The 21,765-nt window shown below is 64.9% G+C and carries 21 protein-coding genes and 2 tRNA genes; 14 read left to right on the top strand and 9 right to left on the bottom strand.

All coding sequences use genetic code 11. The features are described 5' to 3' along the window. Positions 1-8 precede the first annotated feature (8 nt). Positions 9-1,442 (top strand): acyl-CoA carboxylase subunit beta, encoded by a 1,434-nt coding sequence (locus ACFWB0_RS07610; RefSeq protein ID WP_378489826.1) that lies wholly within the window; start codon positions 9-11, stop codon positions 1,440-1,442. Between the two features lie 19 nt (positions 1,443-1,461). On the opposite strand, the gene ACFWB0_RS07605 is transcribed toward ACFWB0_RS07610, so the two are convergent. From ACFWB0_RS07605 to ACFWB0_RS07595, 3 genes are all read right to left on the bottom strand, one after another. Further along, positions 1,462-1,968: a DUF3145 domain-containing protein gene (locus ACFWB0_RS07605; RefSeq protein WP_378489825.1), complete on the bottom strand. Its 507-nt coding sequence runs from the start codon at positions 1,966-1,968 to the stop codon at positions 1,462-1,464. A 103-nt stretch (positions 1,969-2,071) separates the two neighbouring features. Continuing rightward, on the bottom strand, positions 2,072-2,902 hold the full coding sequence (locus tag ACFWB0_RS07600) for a serine hydrolase domain-containing protein (RefSeq protein ID WP_378489824.1): 831 nt from the start codon (positions 2,900-2,902) through the stop codon (positions 2,072-2,074). A 57-nt stretch (positions 2,903-2,959) separates the two neighbouring features. Beyond that, a complete protein-coding gene (locus ACFWB0_RS07595) occupies positions 2,960-4,087 on the bottom strand; it encodes an NDMA-dependent alcohol dehydrogenase (RefSeq protein WP_378489823.1) in 1,128 nt (375 codons plus the stop codon). 415 nt (positions 4,088-4,502) lie between these two features. Between ACFWB0_RS07595 and ACFWB0_RS07590 the strand changes: the two genes are divergently transcribed. From ACFWB0_RS07590 to ACFWB0_RS07580, 3 genes are all read left to right on the top strand, one after another. Next, positions 4,503-4,922: a Zn-ribbon domain-containing OB-fold protein gene (locus ACFWB0_RS07590; RefSeq protein ID WP_378489822.1), complete on the top strand. Its 420-nt coding sequence runs from the start codon at positions 4,503-4,505 to the stop codon at positions 4,920-4,922. Positions 4,923-4,955: 33 nt separating this feature from the next. Then, complete coding sequence (locus ACFWB0_RS07585; RefSeq protein ID WP_378489821.1) at positions 4,956-6,104, top strand: thiolase family protein; 1,149 nt, start codon at positions 4,956-4,958, stop codon at positions 6,102-6,104. A 171-nt stretch (positions 6,105-6,275) separates the two neighbouring features. Then, entirely contained in the window at positions 6,276-7,304 is a 1,029-nt protein-coding gene (locus tag ACFWB0_RS07580; protein ID WP_378489820.1) for an alpha/beta hydrolase, read from the top strand. 33 nt (positions 7,305-7,337) lie between these two features. On the opposite strand, the gene ACFWB0_RS07575 is transcribed toward ACFWB0_RS07580, so the two are convergent. The 3 genes from ACFWB0_RS07575 to ACFWB0_RS07565 all read right to left on the bottom strand — a co-directional run bounded on the left by ACFWB0_RS07575 (position 7,338) and on the right by ACFWB0_RS07565 (position 10,085). Next, on the bottom strand, positions 7,338-8,276 hold the full coding sequence (locus ACFWB0_RS07575; RefSeq protein ID WP_378489819.1) for a cyclase family protein: 939 nt from the start codon (positions 8,274-8,276) through the stop codon (positions 7,338-7,340). A gap of 79 nt (positions 8,277-8,355) precedes the next feature. Further along, positions 8,356-9,165 carry an alpha/beta hydrolase fold domain-containing protein gene (locus tag ACFWB0_RS07570; RefSeq protein WP_378489818.1) on the bottom strand — a complete coding sequence of 270 codons (810 nt, stop codon included), beginning with the start codon at positions 9,163-9,165 and terminating at the stop codon, positions 8,356-8,358. A gap of 23 nt (positions 9,166-9,188) precedes the next feature. After that, positions 9,189-10,085 (bottom strand): IclR family transcriptional regulator, encoded by an 897-nt coding sequence (locus ACFWB0_RS07565; protein WP_378489817.1) that lies wholly within the window; start codon positions 10,083-10,085, stop codon positions 9,189-9,191. A 101-nt stretch (positions 10,086-10,186) separates the two neighbouring features. Between ACFWB0_RS07565 and ACFWB0_RS07560 the strand changes: the two genes are divergently transcribed. The 4 genes from ACFWB0_RS07560 to ACFWB0_RS07545 are packed head-to-tail and all read left to right on the top strand — an operon-like array spanning position 10,187 to position 14,644. Beyond that, positions 10,187-12,157, top strand: coding sequence for a flavin-containing monooxygenase (locus tag ACFWB0_RS07560; RefSeq protein ID WP_378489816.1), 1,971 nt, complete (start codon positions 10,187-10,189; stop codon positions 12,155-12,157). A 34-nt stretch (positions 12,158-12,191) separates the two neighbouring features. Beyond that, a complete protein-coding gene (locus ACFWB0_RS07555; RefSeq protein WP_378489815.1) occupies positions 12,192-13,019 on the top strand; it encodes an SDR family NAD(P)-dependent oxidoreductase in 828 nt (275 codons plus the stop codon). A gap of 7 nt (positions 13,020-13,026) precedes the next feature. Then, positions 13,027-13,821 (top strand): SDR family NAD(P)-dependent oxidoreductase, encoded by a 795-nt coding sequence (locus ACFWB0_RS07550; protein WP_378489814.1) that lies wholly within the window; start codon positions 13,027-13,029, stop codon positions 13,819-13,821. 52 nt (positions 13,822-13,873) lie between these two features. Continuing rightward, positions 13,874-14,644, top strand: coding sequence for an SDR family NAD(P)-dependent oxidoreductase (locus tag ACFWB0_RS07545; RefSeq protein WP_378489813.1), 771 nt, complete (start codon positions 13,874-13,876; stop codon positions 14,642-14,644). A gap of 135 nt (positions 14,645-14,779) precedes the next feature. Here the strand turns inward: ACFWB0_RS07545 and ACFWB0_RS07540 are convergent, their stop codons facing one another. Next, on the bottom strand, positions 14,780-15,751 hold the full coding sequence (locus ACFWB0_RS07540) for an endonuclease/exonuclease/phosphatase family protein (RefSeq protein ID WP_378489867.1): 972 nt from the start codon (positions 15,749-15,751) through the stop codon (positions 14,780-14,782). 225 nt (positions 15,752-15,976) lie between these two features. Here ACFWB0_RS07540 and ACFWB0_RS07535 point away from each other — a divergent pair, with 225 nt between their 5' ends. From ACFWB0_RS07535 to ACFWB0_RS07515, 5 genes are all read left to right on the top strand, one after another. Continuing rightward, positions 15,977-16,156: a hypothetical protein gene (locus ACFWB0_RS07535; RefSeq protein ID WP_378489812.1), complete on the top strand. Its 180-nt coding sequence runs from the start codon at positions 15,977-15,979 to the stop codon at positions 16,154-16,156. Between the two features lie 73 nt (positions 16,157-16,229). Next, complete coding sequence (locus ACFWB0_RS07530) at positions 16,230-17,048, top strand: carotenoid biosynthesis protein (RefSeq protein ID WP_378489811.1); 819 nt, start codon at positions 16,230-16,232, stop codon at positions 17,046-17,048. Then, positions 17,045-18,256: a glycosyltransferase gene (locus ACFWB0_RS07525; RefSeq protein WP_378489810.1), complete on the top strand. Its 1,212-nt coding sequence runs from the start codon at positions 17,045-17,047 to the stop codon at positions 18,254-18,256. The genes ACFWB0_RS07530 and ACFWB0_RS07525 overlap by 4 nt, the downstream gene beginning before the upstream one ends. A 76-nt stretch (positions 18,257-18,332) precedes the next feature. After that, positions 18,333-19,946 (top strand): phytoene desaturase family protein, encoded by a 1,614-nt coding sequence (crtI, locus tag ACFWB0_RS07520; protein ID WP_378489809.1) that lies wholly within the window; start codon positions 18,333-18,335, stop codon positions 19,944-19,946. Beyond that, entirely contained in the window at positions 19,939-20,949 is a 1,011-nt protein-coding gene (locus ACFWB0_RS07515; RefSeq protein WP_378489808.1) for a phytoene/squalene synthase family protein, read from the top strand. The genes crtI and ACFWB0_RS07515 overlap by 8 nt, the downstream gene beginning before the upstream one ends. A gap of 9 nt (positions 20,950-20,958) precedes the next feature. Here ACFWB0_RS07515 and ACFWB0_RS07510 read toward each other — a convergent pair. Further along, a tRNA-Ile gene (locus ACFWB0_RS07510) sits at positions 20,959-21,032 on the bottom strand. 266 nt (positions 21,033-21,298) lie between these two features. Further along, positions 21,299-21,371: transfer RNA gene (locus ACFWB0_RS07505), tRNA-Asn, on the bottom strand. A 148-nt stretch (positions 21,372-21,519) separates the two neighbouring features. Between ACFWB0_RS07505 and ACFWB0_RS07500 the strand changes: the two genes are divergently transcribed. Beyond that, the gene (locus ACFWB0_RS07500) at positions 21,520-21,765 is read left to right on the top strand and encodes a hypothetical protein (RefSeq protein WP_054807162.1); all 246 of its coding nucleotides are present in this window, start codon (positions 21,520-21,522) and stop codon (positions 21,763-21,765) included.

Below are 21,765 nucleotides of genomic sequence, written 5' to 3'. Positions count from 1 at the left end.
AGCACCCGATGACAATTCTGGATCCGGCCACGCAGCGCGACAGCGCATTGGACCCACGTGATCCGCTGGCCCGCCTCGAGAAGCTGTTCGATCCGGGCTCGGTGGAGCTGCTCCATCCACGCGACAACTCCGGCGTCCTTGCCGCGATCGGTCGCATCGACGGTGTCCGCACCGTCGCCTACTGCTCCGACGCGACCGTCATGGGCGGTGCGATGGGCGTCGAAGGGTGCCGGCACATCGTCGACGCCATCGACAACGCGATCGACAACGAACATCCGATCGTCGGCCTGTTCCATTCCGGCGGCGCGCGCCTCGCCGAAGGAGTCGAGGCGCTCCACGCGGTCGGCCTCGTCTTCGAGGCAATGGTCCGCGCATCGGGATACATCCCTCAGATTTCCGTCGTCCTCGGATTCGCCGCGGGCGGCGCCGCGTACGGTCCTGCTCTCACCGACATCGTCATCATGGCTCCGGAAGGCCGCGTGTTCGTCACCGGTCCCGACGTGGTGCGGAGCGTCACCGGTGAGCAGGTCGACATGGAGTCGCTCGGCGGGCCCGACACCCATACCAAGAAGTCCGGCGTCGCACACATCGCGGCACACGATCAGGAGGATGCGCTCCATCGCGCGCGCCGCCTGGTGTCGATGCTCACGGAGCAGGGCGAGTTCGATGTTGCTGCCGCCGAACTCGGCGACACCGATCTCCGTGCCTTGATGCCCGAGTCCGCGCGTCGCGCCTACGATGTGCGTCCGATCGTCCACGAACTGCTCGACAATGTCGACGGCGAATCGAGTTTCGAAGAACTCCAGGGCGGCTGGGCGCGCAGCGTCGTCACAGGCTTCGGACGACTCGGAGGCCGCACGGTCGGTGTCATCGCCAACAATCCGCTGCGCCTCGGCGGCTGCCTCAATTCCGAGAGCGCCGAGAAGTCGGCCCGGTTCGTGCGCATGTGCAATGCGTTCGGCGTGCCGCTCGTGGTGGTCGTCGATGTTCCCGGTTATCTGCCCGGCGTGAGCCAGGAATGGAACGGAGTCGTCCGGCGCGGTGCCAAACTTCTGCACGCTTTCGCCGAGGCCACGGTGCCGCGCGTGACACTTGTGACCCGCAAGATCTACGGCGGCGCCTACATCGCCATGAACTCGCGTGCACTGGGCGCAACCGCAGTGTTCGCGTGGCCCGAGTCGGAGGTGGCGGTCATGGGCGCCAAGGCTGCCGTGGGCATCCTGCACAAGAAGGCGCTCGCCGCCGCACCGGACGACGAACGCGAAGCGTTCCACGATCGCCTGGCGGCCGAACACGAAGCTCTCGCAGGCGGTGTCGGCCGGGCCATGACGATCGGCGTGGTCGACGAGATGATCGAGCCGTCGAAGACTCGCAGCACGCTTGCGGCAGCCTTGGCAGCAGCACCGGCGCGCCGCGGTCGGCACAAGAACATTCCGCTGTAGTTCCGCTGACGAACCTCGGTCACCCGACGTCGCGGCGAAGCCAGGTCACCTGCGCACCGTCGTCTCCGCTTCGGTAGGGCTCGAGTTCGTCGTCCCATGCCGTTCCGAGTGAACGGTGCATTTCGCCCTCGACATCGGCCGAGGCGAGCATCGCGCGCAGGCGCATCTCGCCGATCACGACATCGCCGTTCGCGCTGGTGTTACCGCGCCACAGCCCCAAGTGAGGAACATAGCTGTACCGCTCACCGTCGACGCCCTCGCTCGGGTTCTCGGTGATCTCGAACCTGAGCATGGGCCAGACCCGCAGCGCTTCGACCAACCGCGCCGCGGTACCGACCGGACCGATCCAGTCCACTGCGGTGCGCAGCAGACCCGCGCCGGCGGGCTGCCCCGTCCACGTCAGATCGGGGCGGCTCTCCAGTGTGGACGCCAGCGCCCACTCGATGTGCGGACACACCGCAGCCGGCGACGAATGGACGTAGACCACCCCGGTCGTCGCATCCGCGAACTGGTTAGATGCGCGCATACATTCATCTCCGATCTGACGAGGACGTCTTCCCCAACGACCTCTTCAACAAAGGCGACGCGATGCGACTATCCGATAGTGTGCCGGTGTTGCGCGTGTTTCGCTAGCGAACGGCAGAGGTTTTTGTGATTTCACCCAGAACGGCGTCGTTGAACTCCGACCACAGCGGTTTCGCCCAGTCACCGAATGCCCGATTTGTGAGGACTACGCAGGCGGTTTCGATTTCGGGATCGACCCAGATAAATGTTCCGGATTGACCGAAATGACCGAAAGTCCGAGGGGAATTCCCCGTCCCGGTCCAATGCGGATTCTTTTCCCCTCGCAGTTCGACACCGAGACCCCACTCGTTCGGTTTGAACATTCCGTATCCGGGCACGATTCCGTTCAATCCGGGAAACTGCACCCGGGTCGCCTCGTCGAAGGTTTCGCGCGACACCAGGACGGGATCCAACAGCTCCGCGGCGAAGCGGGTCAGGTCCTGTGTCGACGAGCTCGCGCCGTGGCCTGCGGACCCCGACAAAGTCGACGCCCGCATCCCGAGCGGTTCGAACACTGCTTGGTGAAGATACTCGGCGAAGCCGATACCGGTCTCGGCCTCGACCAGCTCCGCGAGCACCTCGAATCCGGCGCTCGAGTAGATGCGCTTGCGCTCCGGTTCGCTCTGGACGGTCCGGTCTCCGAACGCCAGCCCTGACGCATGCGCGAGCAGGTGACGCACCGTCGACCCTGGCGGGCCCGCGGGCTGGTCGAGTTCGACGGCGCCCTCTTCGACTGCGACGAGCAGCGCGTAGGCGACCAGAGGCTTGGTCACGGATGCGAGGGGATACACCTCGGCGAGATCGCCCACGGATCCCACAACGCCGCCGTCGCGGGTGAGAACCGCGCCGGCGGCGTGATCGACGGGCCAGTCGGAGATCAGAGAGAGGCTGCGCACCAGAATAGACTAGGGCAACCGATCAGCCTGCGAGATCGCCCACACAGACGTGCCTCGTCACCAGTCGGCTTCGGTGTACCGGATGACGCCGCGGATGTTCTTGCCGTCGAGCATGTCCTTGTAGCCGTCGTTGAGCTGCTCGAGGTTGTACGTGCGCGTGACCATGTCGGCGAGGTTGAGCTGACCGGACCGGTACAGGTCCAGCAGGTTCGGGATGTCGACGCGCGCATTGCACCCGCCGAAGATGTTCCCCTTGAGATCCTTCTGCAGCATGGCGAAGAGGAACGAGTTCAGCTTGACGTCCATGTCGGCCATGAATCCCATCGCGGTGACGACACACTTGCCGCCCTTCGCCGTGAGGGTGAGCGACGGATCGACCAGATCACCGGTCATTTCGCCGACCGTGATGATCGTCTTCTGGCACATCTTGCCCCACGTGATCTCCATGATCGGCACGATCGCCTCTTCGATCGAGGCGTACGTGTGGGTGGCGCCGAACTTCAGGGCCTGCTCGCGCTTCCACGGCACCGGGTCGATCGCGAACACGTGGCGGGCGCCGGAAGCGACCGCGCCCTGAAGGGCGCTCATTCCGACGCCGCCGATACCGATGACCGCGACCGAATCCCCCGCCTTCACGTCCGCGATATGGGTCGCGGATCCCCAGCCCGTGGGTACGCCGCAACCCACGAGTGCCGCGAGTTCGAACGGGATGTCCTTGCCGATCTTGACGACCTGGCTCTGATTGACAGTCATGTAGGGAGAGAAGGTGCCGAGCAGGCACATCGGGATGACGTTCTCGCCGCGCGCCTGGATGCGGTAGCTGCCGTCCGAGATCGACTGGCCGCTGAGCAGCCCCGCGCCGAGGTCACACAGGTTCGACTGCCCGGACGCGCACGACGGACACCGGCCACACGCCGGAATGAACGACAGGACGACGTGGTCGCCCACCTCGAATCCGACCACACCGTCGCCGACCTTGGTGATGACACCCGATCCCTCGTGACCACCCATCACCGGATAGGACGGCATCGGAGTCGCGCCGGTGACGATGTGGTGGTCCGAGTGGCACATACCGGCGGCTTCCATGCGGATCTGCACTTCCCCCGCGATCGGATCGCCGAGTTCGATCTCCTCGACCGACCACGCCTCGTTGAGCCCCCACAGCAGTGCACCCTTGGTCTTCATCTGGCTACGCCCTCCATCACATTGCAGCTTGTGCAGGTGACACTAGCCACAAATCAGGAAAATTGGAACAGGTTCTACCAGAATTCTCTGCTACTCCACATCCCGCAGATGATGGACGTGCTCGTGGGGGAAATACAGGGCGAGAGCGCCGGCGGTGAACCTCGCACCGTCACCTCGCCGGCCGGTCCGTGAGTGCAATTCCGCCGCTTCCGGATCGAATCCACACTCGGGACACGCACGCTCGACCACCCGGGTTCAGTCTTCGTCTTCCACTCGGATCACCATGCGTCCATGGCAGGTGCCGATCCGAACAGCACACTCTCATTGTAGAGAATGGCATTTCCGTCTAACGTGAACACCATGCCGGTATGCGGCAGGAAGCGACGCGACGGCATCGGACAATGGAGGACGACATATGACGACGAAGGCGCTCGCGCCCGAGGTATCCACATGGCCGGCGGAGGATCCGCAGCTGATCGGCAGTCACTGCGGCGACTGTTCGGCGACCACGTGGCCACAGCAGTCCCGGTGCCCCCGCTGCAGCGGGGCCGACGTCTCCGAACTGCTGCTCCCCCGCCGCGGCACCCTCGTGGCATGGACGACGCAGGGATTCGTTCCCAAGCAGCCCTACGCGGGAAGTGAGACCGCCGAGAATTTCGAACCGTTCGCCTTCGGACTCGTCCAGTTGGGCGATGTGGTTCGCGTCGAGGCCCGTCTCACCGAGAACGATCCGGAGAAGCTGAAGCCCGGCATGGAACTCGAACTCACCTTCGTGCCCTTCTACACGGACGACGAGGGAACCGACATCGTCACGTGGGCATTCGCGCCGATCTGATCCACCTACACCTGATCGAGGAGTCCTAGAACTATGAACGACGTTGCCATCATCGGTGTGGGCCTTCACCCGTTCGGCAGATTCGGCGCCAAGTCGGCCATCGAGATGGCCGCCGACGCGATCCAGCTCGCACTCGAAGACTCGGGCGTGGCGTGGAAAGACATCCAATTCGGCATCGGCGGCAGCTACGAGGTGGACAACACCGACGCCGTCACCCGTTTGGTGGGCCTGACCGGCATTCCGTTCACCAACGTGTTCAACGCGTGTGCCACATCTGCCAGCGCGATCGAGCAGACCGCCGACGGTATCCGCTCCGGCAAGTACGACATCGGTATCGCCGTCGGCACCGACAAGCACCCCCGCGGCGCCTTCACCGCCGACCCGGCGATGCTCGGCCTCCCGGGCTGGTACGCCGAGAACGGGCAGTTCGTCACGACCAAGTTCTTCGGCATGAAGGCCAACCGGTACGTGATCGACCACGACATCTCGCACGAGACGTTGGCCCGTGTCGCGGCGAAGAACTTCCGGAACGGCGGCAAGAACCCGAAGGCGTTCCGCCGCACCGAGTTCAGCATCGAGGAGATCCTCTCGTCACCGATGCTGAACTACCCGTTGACCGCCAAGATGTTCTGTGCCCCGGACGAGGGCGCGGCAGCGGTCATCATGTGCCGTGGCGATCTCGCCGCGAAGTTCTCGTCGAACAAGCCCGTATACCTGCGGTCGACGGCGATCCGCACCCGAACGTACGGCGCCTACGAAGTCCACGCGACATGGGCGGCGACCGAAGAGGACGTCTCCCCCACCGTGTATGCAGCGAAGGCCGCGTACGAGGCCGCGGGCATCGGTCCCGAGGACGTCGACGTCGCACAGTTGCAGGACACCGACGCAGGCGCCGAGGTCATCCACATGGCCGAGACCGGCCTGTGCGCCGACGGCGACCAGGAGAAGCTGATCGCCGAGGGTGCCACCGAGATCGGCGGCTCGCTGCCCGTGAACACAGACGGCGGCCTCATCGCCAACGGTGAACCCATCGGCGCGTCGGGTATCCGCCAGGTGCACGAGCTCGTCCACCAGCTCCGCGGCACCGCCGGCGAACGTCAGGTTCCCGGCAATCCGCGCGTCGGCCTCGCACAGGTCTACGGCGCACCGGGCACTGCGGCGGCGTCGATCCTGTCACTCTGATCACCGACGTCCGCTTCGATCGGCAACGAGGAGTCACCCACGGAACACCGTGGGTGACTCCTCGCTCACCCGATGACGAACACCGATTCGGTGCGGGTAGAATTCGGACATCACAAGGGTCGATGCCGGGGGGACGACTCAGCAACATCCCGGATGTCGAAGGACCCCCTCATGAATCGATCCTCCTTGTCTCGCCGCGTGCATCGCACGATCGCCGCACTTGCTGTCGCCGCGGCTGCTGCGTCGCTGGCCGGTGCAGGTAGCGCCGCGGCGACTCCCGCACCCTCCACCGCGTACGTCGATAGCGTGACTCCGATCAGCGAGCAGCGTTGGAGGGTCGACGTGTATTCGCCCGCAATGGATACCGTCGTCCCGCTGGATGTACTCCGACCCGCCGACGACAGCGCACCGCGACCGGTTCTCTACGCCCTGGGTGGGGCGGGCGTCGGAGTCATCGAGGGCACCGGCTGGATCGAGAGCAGCAACATCGCCGAGTTCTACTCCGACAAGAACGTCAATGTCGTCATACCGGCTACCGGCAATTTCAGCTATTTCACCGACTGGGCCGAGGACGATCCTGTGCTCGGGCGCAACAAGTGGGAGACGTTCCTGACCCGGGAATTGCCGCCGGTGATCGACGCAGAATTGGGAGCGAACGGCGTCCAGTCCATTTTGGGGATGTCGATGAGCGCCGGATCCGCCCTGGATCTGGCGATCCGGAGCGGCGATCTGTATTCAGGTGTCGCGGCCTTCAGCGGATGCGTGCGCACCAGCGACACCATCGGGCGGCAGTACGTGAAGCTGGTGGTGGAACGTCGAGGTAAGGGAAACGCCGACAACATGTGGGGGCCGGCCGGCGATCCCCGTTGGGCCGAACACGACGTCTATCTCAACGCCGAGGGCCTGCGCGGCAAGGAGCTCTATCTCGCGAGCCGCAACGGCCTGCCCGGCGTATACGACGTTCCCGGACAGGAACGCGCTGCCGGCGAGTCGTTCAACACTCAGATCGTGGTCGGTGGAGCCATCGAGGCAGCAACCCAGATCTGCACCTCACAGCTGGTGAACCGACTCGACGAGCTGGGCATCCCGGTGACCGCAGATCTCGGATCTTCCGGCACCCATTCCTGGGGCTACTGGGAAGACGACCTGCGCAACTCGTGGCCGACTCTCGCCGCATCGATGGGTGTCGAAATCCGATAGTCATCGGAACCGCGAGCGCTGTGGATCCTCTCGCTACTTGACCGCGATCGGATTGAGCGGAGATCCGACACCACCGGGGATGTTGAGCGGGCACGCTACGAACATGCACTCGTACACGCCGTCCGCGGCACAGTCCTCGGCGAGTTCCTCGAAGTCGAACATCTCGCCGAGGAGCAGGCCCATGTCGCGGAGTGCGAGCATGTGGAACGGAATCATCGGCCCGCCGGGATTCGCGCCGAGCGCCTCGACCGCGAGGTTGTCTGCGCACACTGCCGCGAGGCCGTGGTCACGGATCCATCGGGCGCACTCCCATGTGAGCCCCGGGGACCCACTGAGTGCGACGTCGGCGCCCCGTCGATGATGGGGATAGGTTCCCGTGCGCAACAGCATGATGTCGCCTTCGGACACGGTGATTCCGGTTTCTCCCAGTACAGCGTCGAGTATCTCCGGTGTAATCTGCGTGCCGGGCGAAAGGTAGTCGACGCCGAAGTGCCGCGGCACGTCGAACAGCACGCCGCGAGACACGACCCCCGCCACCAGGTTCTGGATCGAGCAGCGTTCAGCACCCCACGCGGTGACAGCGGTGTCGTGATGGAATCCGTTGTAGAGCAGATCGTCGTACCAGACGTGCGCGAGTGCATCGAAGTGTGTCGTCGAATGGGTCCCGAGGATCAGCATGTCTTCCGACGAACACACCTCGAGCACTTGACCTTTCGGCATGTCACCGCGATATCGAGTCATGGTATGGATCGGGTTGAAGCGCCCGCTGGTCCGGATGTCGTGCGGTCCGTGCTCGTCGGCGGGCATCGACAGCGAGAACGACGCCCCGCGCCGGACGGTCGCGGCAGCTTCCTGGACCTTCGCCGGCGTGAGGAGGTTGAGCGTGCCGCGCTGGTCGCCGTCACCCCAGCGACCCCAGTTGCTCAGTTCGCGCCCGACTTCGCGAACCCCGTCCATGTCGATCGTCGCCAACCCGACTCCCTCACTCTTCGCCAGAATGCAGATCCAGCACCAGGAGAACATAATTCTCCCAGCGGCTGCAGGCAAGCCTTCAGCGTCGCGAATTCCGTCCGAACAACTCCTCGAGTTGCTCGGCCATGTACGAAATCGCCGACTCCGACGCAGGCGTCGCCGGATAGGACAGGTTCCAGATGTGCGGTACGCCTTCGTGCACCTTCACGCGCACATCGACCCCGGCGTCCTCCGCCGTTCGCGTCAACAACAGTGCGTCGTCCCGCAACACCTCGGAATCACTGCACTGCACGACAAGTCGGGGTTGCCCTGTCCAGTCGCCGAGCACGGGAGATACCATCGGATCCTCCGCAGGATGACCCGACAGGTATGCGCCCGCCGCTTCTGTCGCCTGCTCGAGCGAGAATCGCTCATCGGTGCGCCTGTTCTCGCGGTAGCTTCCGGCGATGTTCCGCAGATCGGCCCACGGCGAGAAGAGAAACGCGCCGGCAGGGCCCGGGATCTCGAGTTGCCGAAGGCGCAGCAACAGCGCAGCCGCCAGTCCACCGCCTGCAGAATCTCCCCACAGCCCGAGGCGCTCGCCGGGGATCATGCCCGCGACCCACCGATACGCCGTGACCGCGTCGTCCATGGCTCCGGGGAACGCGCACTCGCCGGACAGTCGGTAGCCCACCGCGAACACCTGGATTTCGCACGCCGCCGCGATCCGGGCAACGCTGTCGGCAAACATCTGCGGTGAGCCCTTCCGGAAGCCGCCCCCGTGGAAATGCAGCAGAGCCGCATCCGGGCGGGCACCGGCCGGCCGTACCCGCAGGATCGGCACGGGCGCAGAATCGAGCGCCTCGATCTCGACGTCGAGACGCTCGTGGCTCGAAGAAACTTCGGTCATATCCGTCCTCGTTGTGGCATCGGTCAGAGTGACTCGGCCCAGTCATGGTTCGGCGCACGGCCACCGATCTGCCGTGTCAGCAGCTGAGCCGACGCAATAACAGGCTGCGCAGCAGCCGGGATCGCCCTGCCTGTCATCTCCCCGAGATGAAGAAGCGTCAGGCAGAACGCAACGCGCCCATCGGGATCGAATACCGGAACCGCAATATTTCCTACGTTGTACACGACGTCCGGCTCGAACTCCAGCACCGCATAGTCGGGCAACTCTTCGAAGAACTGTTGCAGCAGCGATTCTCGCAGTCCTGCATCGTTCGGGTGTTCCGCGAGTTTCTGCGACACCGACGGGCGGTCGGGGCGCAGGTCGTCGAGACCGACCGAGTACCCTCGCTGCCGCACGACCGGCCCGTGGGAGCGGAGATAGTCGGCCACGCGTTCCTGCAGATCCTCGGGCAGCTCGGTGATCCAATCGCGCCCCTCGACGGGCGGCATCCACGCCAGGAAGGGCTGCCCGATCGGCGGTTGCAGCGGTATTCGCTGCCCCGGCGCCAGCTCGACAGATCGACCCGTCGGCTTCCCTTCCACCGCAATGCAGAGCACATCCCTGCCGACCTGGACGGTGCCCGAGCATTCGAAGCCCGTGGATTCGGCCAGATCGACCATCTCGAGTCGAGCGAGTTCGATGACGGGATGCGCGTCGGCCGCCGCGTGACCGACTGCCGCAGCGGCCGGGCCGAGCGTGTACGTCTTGTGACGCGGATGCCGCGAGACGTAACCCTCGTCGGCCATCACCTTGAGCACCGCGAACATCGATCCGGGACTCACAGCCAGCACCCGGGACAGCTCGCTCAGAGTGAACGTGCCCCGCTGATTCGCGGTCAGAAAATCCAGCACCTGCAGTGCGCGCCGCGCCGAGAGAGCCATTCACGTCCTTTTTCTGAAGATCGTTGACGCTGATGAGAGCTGACGCTAGCGTAATCCATCAAGTCCTGAAACAGTTTTCGAAATACTGAAAAGAGACTTCGGTGGAACAAAAATCGTTCATTCGAAAGGCCCTCGCCAGTTCGAACCTCCACGCCCTGCGGTTGTCCTTGCTCCACGCCACCGGCGACCCTGCCCTCGCGGCGATGAAACTCGAATTGGTACCGATTCGTAGCGGAGCCGCGTTCGAGATGACGATCGCCGAGGAATCACGCGAGGAACTTTTCCGAAAGGCCGAAGAGTTCCTCGCGAGCCGCGCCTCCGCATACGTCCCCCGCGAGCTGGGGGAGGACGAGATTCGCACGATGATGGAGATCGCACTCGGCCAGGAACTCACCGACGACGAGTTCGTCGTCGCCCGCACAATGCCTGCGCTGGAGGAGTTTCCGGTCTTCGCACAGTGGACCGGTGAGCGCCCTCCACGCGCGGACGATTTCCGCGTCGTCATCACCGGCGCCGGACTGTGCGGCGTCGCGATGGGTGTGCAACTCGAGCAACTCGGGATCCCGTACGTGATCTACGAACGACGTCCGGACGTCGGGGGAACCTGGGCCATCAACACCTACCCGGACGCACGCGTCGATACCGCCAGCACCACGTACGAATACAGCTTCATGAAGAACTACCCCTGGTCCGAGCAGTTCGCGCGCCAACCCGAGGTGCGTCACTACATCGAGACGGTCGCGAAGAAGTACGGCGTGTACGACCATATCCGGTTCGAGCACGAGGTGCAGGCGGCCGAGTTCGATGAGCACTCGTCCCTGTGGTCGCTACGCGTGGCGGACGCGTCCGGCGAAACGGAGACCGTGACCTGCAACTTCGCCGTCACCGCGACCGGGCTCTTCTCCACGCCGAAGAAGCTGGACACAGAAGGCATCGACAGCTTCACCGGCGAAGTCCTCCACACGACGGGATGGACCGAGCAGCACACCGTCAAGGGCAAGACCGCAGCGATCATCGGCAACGGCTCCACCGGTGTCCAGCTGCTCTCCCGGATCGCCGAGGACGCCGACCAGGTCTACGTGTTCCAGCGGACCCCCCAGTGGATCGCACCGCGCGAAGGCTACGGCGAACCGGTGACCGAGGAAATGCGATGGGTGCTCGACAACATCCCACACTATTGGAACTGGGCTCGTACCACCGCGCTCAAACCCGCCGACCCCCGCGGCACGATTACGCCCGATCCCGAATGGCGTGCTGCCGGAGGCCACTTCAGTGAGAGCAACGACAAGCTCCGGGAGAACCTGACCCAGTACATCCGCAGGCAGGTCAACAACCGAGCCGACCTCGTCGAGCGACTCGTTCCCGACTACACCCCTGCCGCGCGACGTCCGGTGGTCGACAACAAGTGGTACCGATCGCTCGCCCGCGACAACGTGGACCTGGTGACGGACGGGATCACGAGGTTCACCGACACCGCCATCGTCACCGCCGACGGTACCGAGCGACATGTCGACATCGTCCTGACCGCAGTCGGTTTCGAGGTGACGAAGTGGCTCTGGCCCATGGACTTCCGCGGCCGCGACGGCGTGCACATCGAGGATCGCTGGAACATGGAGGGAGGCCCGCGCGCCTTCCAGGGCCTCGCCGTTCCGCAGTTCCCGAATCTGTTCGTGCTCTACGGTCCGAACGCGCAACCGGCAACGGGTGGTGGAATCGGGGTCGGCGGGCTTCCCGCCTGGATGGAATCCTGGGTCGGCTACATCGCCCGGGTGATGGTTGCCGTCATCGAGGGCGGGGACGACTGCGCCGAGGTCACGGAGGCAGCGTTCTGGGAATACAACAACGCGGTCGACGAGACGGCGCGCAAGATGATTTGGCTCGACCCCGCCGCGAACCCGGAAAAGAACTACTACGTCAACGAGCACGGTCGACTGAGCACGAGTACTCCTCTGCCGGGACTCGATCTCGGAACACGCTTCCTGAACTTCGAGCGCGACGATTTCATTCTCACCCGGACCGGTTCTCACGCCCGCACGTCCGACGGACGCGCCTCGTTCGTCACCGCGTCCTGACTCGACCTTCTACTGAAAAGAGAGCTGGCCACACATGATCGATCTAGGACTCGACGGCGCCCGCGCGATCGTCATCGGCGCAGGATTCGTGCCGTCACGCGCCGGACACGGACGCGGCTCCTCGCTGCAACTGGCACGCGCCGGCGCCACCGTTGCATGCGTCGACAAGAACGCCGAGCGGGCCGATCAGATCGTCCGTGAGATCACCGACGAGGGCGGCACGGCGTTCGCGATCGTTGCCGACGTGCTCGAGTCCGATCAGGCCCGTCGCGCGGTCGACGAGGCCGCAGCCCGCATGGGCGGCCTCGATGTCTGCGTCGACATCGTCGGGCAGGCCATGTGGGGCAAGGCCGCCGAGTTCTCCGACGAGGAGTGGAACGCACAGCTTCTCGTCAATCTCACGCAGGTCTTCTACGTCTTCAAGGCAGCCGTCCCCTACCTGGCGGCCAACGAGCAGGGCGGCTCGCTCATGGCGCTGACCTCGGTGGACGGACTCGGTTCGTCGCGATTCCATGCTGCATACGGTGCCGCGAAGGCCGGCGTCATGTCGCTCGTGAAGACCTTCGCCGACGAGTACGGCAAGGACGGAGTTCGGGTCAACGCGGTGGCTCCCGGCAATGTCGGCGGCGGCAACTGGGATCTCCCGGAGGTCCCCTTCGGCGAGGACGTCGTCAACGCCCTCGCACCACCGCGCGGCCGCGACATCGCAGACGCAGTGCTGTTCCTCGCGTCGCGCCTCTCCGCGAAGATCACGGGTCAGACCCTGGTCGTCGACGGAGGAGCGCTGACTATGAGCCCCTGGGGCATGAAGGAAGAGCACATCGGGCGGAACGCCGCCTTCTCCACTGCGTCGCAGGATTGAGGACTCGATGACCTCGATCACCGACGCATTCCTCGTCACCGGCAAAGTCGCACTCGTCACCGGCGGCGGCAACGGCATCGGCCGTGAGACCGCGCTCGTGCTCGCCGCGGCGGGCGCGCACGTCGTCGCCACCGATGTGAACGACGCGGGTCTCGCAGAGACGCGCCAACAGGGTGAAGAACAGGAAACCCCGATCGCGACGAGCACACTGGACGTATCCGATCCCGTGGCCGTATCGCGCGCGGTCGACGACGTCGTCACGGAGTACGGACAGCTCGACATCCTCGTCAACGCCGCGGGAATCATGATCATGCGGAACGCCCTCGACGTGACTCCAGATGAGCTCGAGCGGGTGCTCCGGATCAACGTCGGCGGCACCTTCTACGCGTGCCAGGCCGCGGGCCGTGTCATGAGGTCCGGTGGGAGCATCATCAACCTCACGTCGAGCATCATCGACCGCACCAGCCCCGGACGGATCACCTACGCGATGTCCAAAGGGGCCGTCGTACAGGCCACGCGCACGTTCGCGCTGGAACTCGCACCGTCCGGCATCCGCGTCAATGCCCTCGCGCCGGGCTGGGTCGAAACGGGGATGACCAACCGGCATTGGACCGACACCGACGGCACCGTCGACGAGGACAGGCGTGCAGCGTACGTGGAGAAGATGGCCTCTGCCTCACCGCTCGGGGTCGTCGGCACCACCCGCGACATCGCACTGGCGGCACTTCAACTCGCCTCGGGGGCAGGATCGTTCGTCACCGGTCAGGTCGTTCGGATCAACGGCGGGTCGTTCATGGCGTGAGTAACGCACAGATCTGTACATCCGTAGGACCCCACTCGAGGAGGATTTCGACATGAGCGGAAGGCTCGAAGGCAAGGTTGCCGTGGTAACGGGAGGTGCCAGCGGAATCGGCGAGGCATCGGTACGGCGGTTCGCCGACGAGGGGGCGCGTGTCGTCATCGCCGATGTCGACGACCAGCGCGGGAAGAGCGTCGCCGACGAAGTGGGCTCCGCAGCACTGTTCGTCCACGCCGACGTCACCGACCAGAGCGACTGGGAACGTCTGATGGCGACGACCAGCGAGCATTTCGCACCGCTCGATGTGCTGGTCAACAACGCCGGCGGTGGACGCGGTGTCGGCAGGATCGTCGACGAGGTCTACGAGGGACATCGAGCAATCCTCGACCTCAATCTCTCGTCGGTGTGGATGGGCACCCGCGCCGCGCTACCCATCATGGGCGCCAACGGTGGCGGTTCCATCGTCAACATCTCCTCGATCGACGGGCTCGTCGGCGTCGAAGGGATGACCTCGTACGCAGCATCGAAGTTCGCGGTCACGGGCCTGACCAGGACGGTGGCCTTCGAAGGCGGTCCCCACAATGTGCGCATCAACTCGGTCCACCCCGGATTCATCCGGACACCGATGACCGCCAAGCACACCGGTGCAGTGAAGGCGCGGCTCGAGTCGGCGATCCAGAAGCAACCGATCACCCGATTCGGCACGCCGGAGGATATCGCGAACGCCGTCCTGTTCTTCGCGTCGGACGAGAGTTCGTACTGCACGGGCACATCCCTCGTCGTGGACGGTGGTCAGCTCGCCGGCCCGCACCGGGATCCGATGTGAACCGAACATCTCCGACAGCAGGGATCACCCGTCACACTCGGCCAACGGTGGCGCCGACCTCGCGTCGGAAGCCGACTGGCTCAACCTGTCCGAGGCGGAGGCCATGGGGCCCATCCCTCCTCGACGGTACGTGGATCACGGAGTAGCCGAGTGCGCCGGGTGGTGGTCGAGCCGGATCTGCGCGACCACCGCCCGGTGATCCGATCCCGGGAGGGTTACCGTCTCCACCGATGTCGCACGGCCACCCGCGACGAGGATGTGATCGATGCCGACCACTGGAGGAAGCCGTGCCTCGGCCGGATAGGTGAACAGAAGTCCCGCGCCGACCTGCTCTGCGGTGTCTCGGAGGCGCCCGGTCAGCATCGCACGATACTGCGCGTGATCGTAGGTCGCATTGAAATCGGCGCCGACGATCACCGGCCCCGATGGCGCGGATTCGAGGATCTCTTGCAGACGGGACAATTCGTCGGCCCACACTTCCGTGTTGTAGACCGGCGGCACCGGATGGAACGCATAGACCGCGACAGGCCCGGCCCCAGGTACGTCTGCCGTCGCCGACACCTGGTTCATGACGAATCCGTCGTACTCGACTTCGTCGGACAGCGGGAAACGACTCCAGATCCCAGTCCCTCCCGCGCCGGGCTCCGGCACGACGAAGTGATACGGCAAGATTCGATCGAGGCCTTCGCTCGCAAATGCGTCGACCGCTTCGGCTGTCAGCTCACTCACGGTCAGCAGATCGACGCGGCGCGCTTCCACTTCGGCTACCACCGTGATCGGGTCTGCCTCTCCGAAGAGAATGTTCGCCTGCATCACCGTGAGCGCGTCTCCCCCGGCTCCTCCCGACTCACCGATGTACCGGGGAGCCTGAATCCACACCGCAGCGAGGACGACCAGCACCGCCACCGCAGTAGCGACCCGGTACCGCAGTAGCGCGAAGACCACCGCACCGACCACCGCACCGATCATCATGTACGACGCCGCCGATGCCGCAAGGACCGGAAGCCGCGCCGACGAGGTGCTGTAGTGCAACGCTGCCCCAGCAGCACCGGTCACCGTAGCGAGCCACGCGAAGATCCCCGCACCGACCCGCATCCACTTCGCCATCACGCTGTCAAGACAACCACGCGTGAGGGGACGTAGCCGCGCAGGGCTTGTTCGTCCATGCACTGATCACGACCGGTGAAATATTCTCGAGGTGCCACCCATCCGGGTGTGTCCCGGCACCGAATCGCTCCCAGACGGTGCACGGCCGTCTCCGGGCCGAACCATGTCGGCCCGGCGGAACCCATAAGGAGCGGTCTTCATGCGCGCACAGCAGGAGTCTTCACCATGACACCTTCTCCCGATGAATTCCCTCACGACGACGATCCGGGCGGCCACGCCGCGGGCATCGGGTTCCTTCAGTTGTTCATGGAAGCGACCGCACGCGTCGAACGGTCCGACTCGCACGACCTGATCGAGGGAGCATCCCCGGATACGGGGGCAGCAGACGATCGGCGGCTGCAATGATCAACCTGCCGAGTCTGCCCCAAGTCCCTGCGGTACGGCCGGCTCGACAGCATTCCTTCGGAAGCGAGGCCCGATGATCCGCCTGGTCTGGGCCCTGGTCGTGTGCGCGGTGCTGACCCAGATCGCGTATCCCCTCACGACCGGAACCACTCGTGACATGGTCACGATCGCCGTGGTCGTCCTGCTCGCCGCTGCTGTACTCGTCCACGCCGTACTCAGGCGGGGGGCCGTATGGGCACTGGTGCTCTTGGGGGCCACCGCGGGACTGGGCATCGCCATCGAACTCCTCGGTACAGCAACCAGTGTCCCGTTCGGAAGCTACTTCTATGCCACAGACCGGCTGGGACCCGACATTCTGGGTGTCCCGGCCATCGTTCCCCTGGCATGGACAGCCGGGTTCTATCCGGTGTGGTGTGCCGTGTCGTATCTGATCGAACGCAGTCGCGTCCCACAGGATCGGCACGCCGTCTACCGGATCGCGCTCGCGGCCATCGGAATGGTCGGCTGGGATCTGTATCTGGACACCCAGATGGTCACCGACGGCCAATGGACATGGACCTCCGGAAATCCGGGCCTTCCCGGCATACCCTCGATCCCGTACACAAACTATCTCGGGTGGATACTCACCGCATTGTTGATGGCGGCCATCATGGAATACGTGGGTCGGCGTGTCGATATGTCGTCAACGGCTGATCGGCGCATCTCCGATGCTGCGCCGTTGGCTCTCTTCCTGTGGACGTGGCTCGGGTCGGCCCTGGCTCACGCGGCCTTCCTCGAAGGCGACGAACTGCGATACTCGGCGATCTACGGATTCTGTGTCATGGGTGTGGTCGGGATTCCTCTGGTAGCGACATGGTTCCGAGAGCGCCGGAAGGTACCGGTGCAGGCATGAGCGAGTCGACTCCGTCCACGCGGCGACACCCGGCGGCGCGCGCCGTGCACCGACTGACTGCGGCCGGCGCTGTGCTCGCCGGTCTGTCTGCGGTCACATCGATCGCGAACACGCTGTTCATGCCCCGTCTACGACGACCTGACAATGCCTCGACATACGAGTCCGTCGTGGTGTGCATACCGGCCAGGAACGAACAGGAGACCGTGCCGCGACTCATCACCGATCTGCGGGCACAGACCTATGCGGGCGAGCTCCGGGTGTTCGTCCTGGACGACGCTTCCAGCGATGAGACCCGCGCTGCTGCCCTGTGCGCGGCCGACGGAGATCCACGCGTCACCGTCGTCTCCAACGATGCCGAGCCGAGCCCGGGCTGGACCGGAAAGTCAGCAGCATGCCGAACCCTCGCCGACATTGCGCTCACCGCGGCTCCGCGTGCCGAAGTGATCGCCTTCGTCGACGCCGACGTCCGACTGTCCACCGATGCGATTGCGGCGGCCGTCACCGCATTACGTGCGCATCACGCGGCACTGGTATGTCCCTGGCCCGAACAACATGCGCTCGGCGTCTCCGAGCGGTTGCTCCAGCCGATGCTGAGCTTCTCGTGGATGTCGAGTCTCTTTGTTCCCCTGTCGAATCGGTCCTTGCGGGCTTCGCTGGCGGTGGCCTGCGGCCAATTCCTGATGTTCGACACCGCCGCATACCGGCAGATCGGTGGGCACGAATCGGTCGCGTCGAGTCCTACCGAGGATCTCGATATCGCCCGCGCCCTTCGCCGCAGGGGCCGTCGAACCGTCCTGGTGTCGGGCGCGGGTTTCGTCAGCTGCCGGATGTACCGCAGTTGGACCGAACTCCGGGCGGGGTACACGCGGTGGCTGTGGTCTTCGTTCGGCGGGAAGGCAGGTTCAGCAGCCGTGCTCGGCGCAGCACTGATCGCATACCTCCTGCCTCCTGCTGCTGCTCTTCTGGGATCGGGCAGCACACGTCGGCTGGGGGCTGTCGGCTACCTCGCCGCTGTCGTTGCCCGTACCTCGTCGGCACGGTCCGAAGCGGGCGGGCCCGGCATCGTTCGACACACCGTGTACGCCGGGGCCCACCCGGTATCCACCGCCCTCTTCGCGACCTTGGTTCTCGACTCGCACCGGCGTCGCTCACGGAACCAACTGTCGTGGAAGAGTCGACCACTGCACGCGCCGAGAGACGAGAAATGAGAGATGAGATGTCGCCCTTCGACTTTGCCGGTGACCAGCACCGACGAATGACGGTACTCACGATGGGCGGTCGAGCATGAAGGCGGTGCGCGGGCACGTCGATTCGGTCGTCGTGGTCGGAGCAGGGCTGGCCGGTCTTGCGGCTGCACTTCATCTCACCGGCGCAGGCAAGACCGTTACCCTCCTCGAACGCGAGGCCACGATCGGAGGCCGAGTCGGGACCTATCGGGTACTCGACGACACCGGCCGTCCGCTCTACGACATCGACAACGGCGCAAGCGTCCTGACCATGCCCGATCTTATTGCCGACGCCCTCGCCGCTGTCGGCGAATCGTTCGCATCGACCACGCCCGCGCTGACCTTGGCGAAGCTTTCGCCCAGCTACCACGCGCGCTACGCCGACGACACCTCCCTGAACGTGTACCAGGACCCCGATACCATGGCCGCCGAAGTCGAAAGGGTCTGCGGCCCGGACGAAGCCGTCGGCTACCGGAAACTCAGAGGATGGCTTGCGTCGATCTTCGACGCGGAGTTCGATCGCTACATCGATTCGAACTTCGATTCACCGCTCGATCTCGTGTCGTCCCCAGCGGCGTTGCGCAATACGGCGACGTTGGCTCGTCTGGGCGGTTTCGGGCGCCTCGGCTCGCGGGTAGGGTCGTTCGTCGACGACCGACGCCTCCGACGCATCTTCACGTTCCAGGCACTGTATGCAGGGACGTCTCCGTCGACCGCACTGGGCGTCTACGGCGCGATTGCACACATGGACACGTCCCTCGGCGTCTACTTCCCTCTGGGTGGCATGTCGCGCATCGCCGACGCGATGGCCGACGCATTCAGACGCCACGGAGGGATCTTGCACACCGGCACCGAAGTATCCGACATCGACATCGCGAACCGACGCGCAACAGGTGTCCGCACCGCGGACGGTCGACGATTTGCGTGCGATGCACTGGTGCTCACCACCGACCTGCCGGTGGTCGACCGACTGCTCGACCGTGCTGGGGTGACGTCCGCGGGTCGGAAACGTGGCTACGCCGTGGTCTCCCCGTCGGCCGTCGTCTTTCACGGCACGGTTCCGACCCGGGTGACGCAGTCGTGGCCGTCGCAAGCACACCACACCATCGACTTCGGGGAGCAGTGGTCGGAGACCTTTGCGCGCATCACGGCACGCCGGGGCCGCGGGCAGTTGATGGAGGATCCGTCGCTGCTGATCACACGGCCGGCAGTCACCGATCCTTCGCTGTGCGTCGATCGCGGCGAAGACCGGAGCGAGCCGGTCTCCATCCTCGCACCGTGCCCGAACCTTTCGAGCGCGCCCTTGGACTGGAACAGCCTGGCCGTCCCCTACATGCGTGAGATCCAAGCGGTTCTGGAACAGCGCGGTTACCACGGCCTGTCGTCCTCGATGGTCGTCGATCGACTCGATTCACCGCAGACCTGGTCGGACAAGGGGATGCTCGAGGGCAGCCCGTTCTCCTCGGCGCACGTGTTCCGTCAGACAGGTCCGTTCCGCCGCAAGAATCTCGTCCGAGGTGTCGACAACGTGGTCCTCGCCGGCTCCGGTACCACCCCGGGTGTCGGCGTTCCCACCGTCCTCATCTCTGGAAGACTCGCCGCGGAGCGCGTTACCGGGTCGGGCAAGGACACATCGTTCGCGTTCTCCGAGGCCGGTGTCGATCATGCGTGAACTCGACGGAATCGATCCCCGGCTGCACACCGCATACCGCGTGTGCCGGGAGCTGAACGAGCAGCACGGGAAGACGTATTTCCTCGCCACCCGGCTGCTTCCTGCCGAGAAGCGGGCCGCAGTGCACGCACTCTACGGTTTCGCGCGGATGGTCGACGACATCGTGGATGTCGATGCGGGAGAGGCCGACTCGGACCTCGACGACGCCCCGGTCGAGGCGTCGAATGCTGCACCGACGCAAGCAGACCACATCGCGATCGCGAAACTCGACGCCTTCGAACGCCACATCAGGGCTGCCTTCGACGGAAAACCCTTGGGCGACAGCAGGTCCGATCTGGTTCTCCGGGCACTGGTGGACACTACAGCGCGCTACGGCATCGCACACGACTACTACTACGCCTTCCTGCACTCGATGAGGATGGACATTCCCGGAACCGAGATGTTCCGCTCGCGGTACCGCACGCTCGACGAGCTGTCGGAGTACATGTACGGATCTGCTGCCGTCATCGGCCTGCAGATGCTCCCCATCCTGGGTACGGAAGCCGATCCTGCCCTCGCAGCCGCGCCTGCGGTCGCGCTGGGTGAAGCCTTCCAGCTGACGAACTTCATCCGGGACATGGGCGAGGACCTCGACCGCGATCGCATCTATCTGCCGACCGACGAGCTGAACGCCTTCGGCGTCGACGAAGATCTGCTGCGCCACTGCCGGGCGACCGGCCGTAGCGACCCGAGGCTCGAGCGGGCACTCGCCCACCTGATCGCCCACACCCGAGCGGTGTACCGGACGGCAGCGCCGGGGATCGACATGTTGGACCCCGGTGTTCGTCCTGGGATGCGCACCGCATTCGTCCTGTACCGCGACATCCTGAGAAAGGTGGAGGAGAGCGGATACCGCGTGCTCCACGAACGCGCACATGTATCCCGCCCGCGTCGCGTGGCGGTGGCGGCGCCTCGACTCGCGGAAGCCGGATGGATCGCCTTGCGGACGCGGTTGAGATCCTGACGGAGGGAGTGGGGCGGGCGGGGCTCGAACCCGCGACCAATGGATTATGAGTCCACGGCTCTAACCGACTGAGCTACCGCCCCTCCACAGCGACACAGCGCTGCAGAGCGCTTTCCGTACCGGACAGCGCGTACGCATGCTACCCGGCGGCGAGCGCGTTCCGCCGCACCGGGTGGACCAATAAGAACCTTCCTCCGCTTACCCGGGTTTCCTCAGGTCGTCGACGCGAGGAAACCCGGGTAAGCGGAGGAAAGTTTCGAAAGGCGACTCTATCGAGTACGTCACACCGCGGCGGCCGGTGAAACGAAAGAATCCTCCCACCCCGCATGGGGTGGGAGGATTCTGTGCGCTCCCCCGGCTGGACTCGAACCAGCAACCCTTCGATTAACAGTCGAATGCTCTGCCAATTGAGCTACAGGGGATTGATCTGCGGTGCTCCGGGGTTTCCCTCGGTGCGTGAAAAACCATAGCGCCCCTTCCGCCTCAGAACCAAATCGCCTGCATGTGGGCATGCGGAGCGTCATCGGGCAGGATGGGGAGGACGCGCACACATGGTGGAAGGACGACACATTGATGGGATTGTTGGTCGGGGTTGCCGCGGGGTACGTACTCGGCACCCGGGCAGGTCGAGCCCGATACGAACAGATCAGCAAGACCGCCAAGGCGGTGGCCGCCAGTCCGGTCACCAAGAAGGCCATCGAGGTGGGGCGTCAGAAGCTCTCGGATTCTCTGAACCCACAGCCGAAGCTCGAACCGATGAAGCCGATCGACGAGACGACGACGATCATGATCCCCCGGGATCAGCTCAAGAAATAG

The organism is Rhodococcus sp. NPDC060086 (assembly GCF_042730275.1).
Taxonomy (GTDB): Bacteria; Actinomycetota; Actinomycetes; order Mycobacteriales; family Mycobacteriaceae; genus Rhodococcus.
The sequence above is the reverse complement of the archived record's forward strand: the minus strand, read 5'-3'. Positions and strand labels throughout refer to the sequence as shown.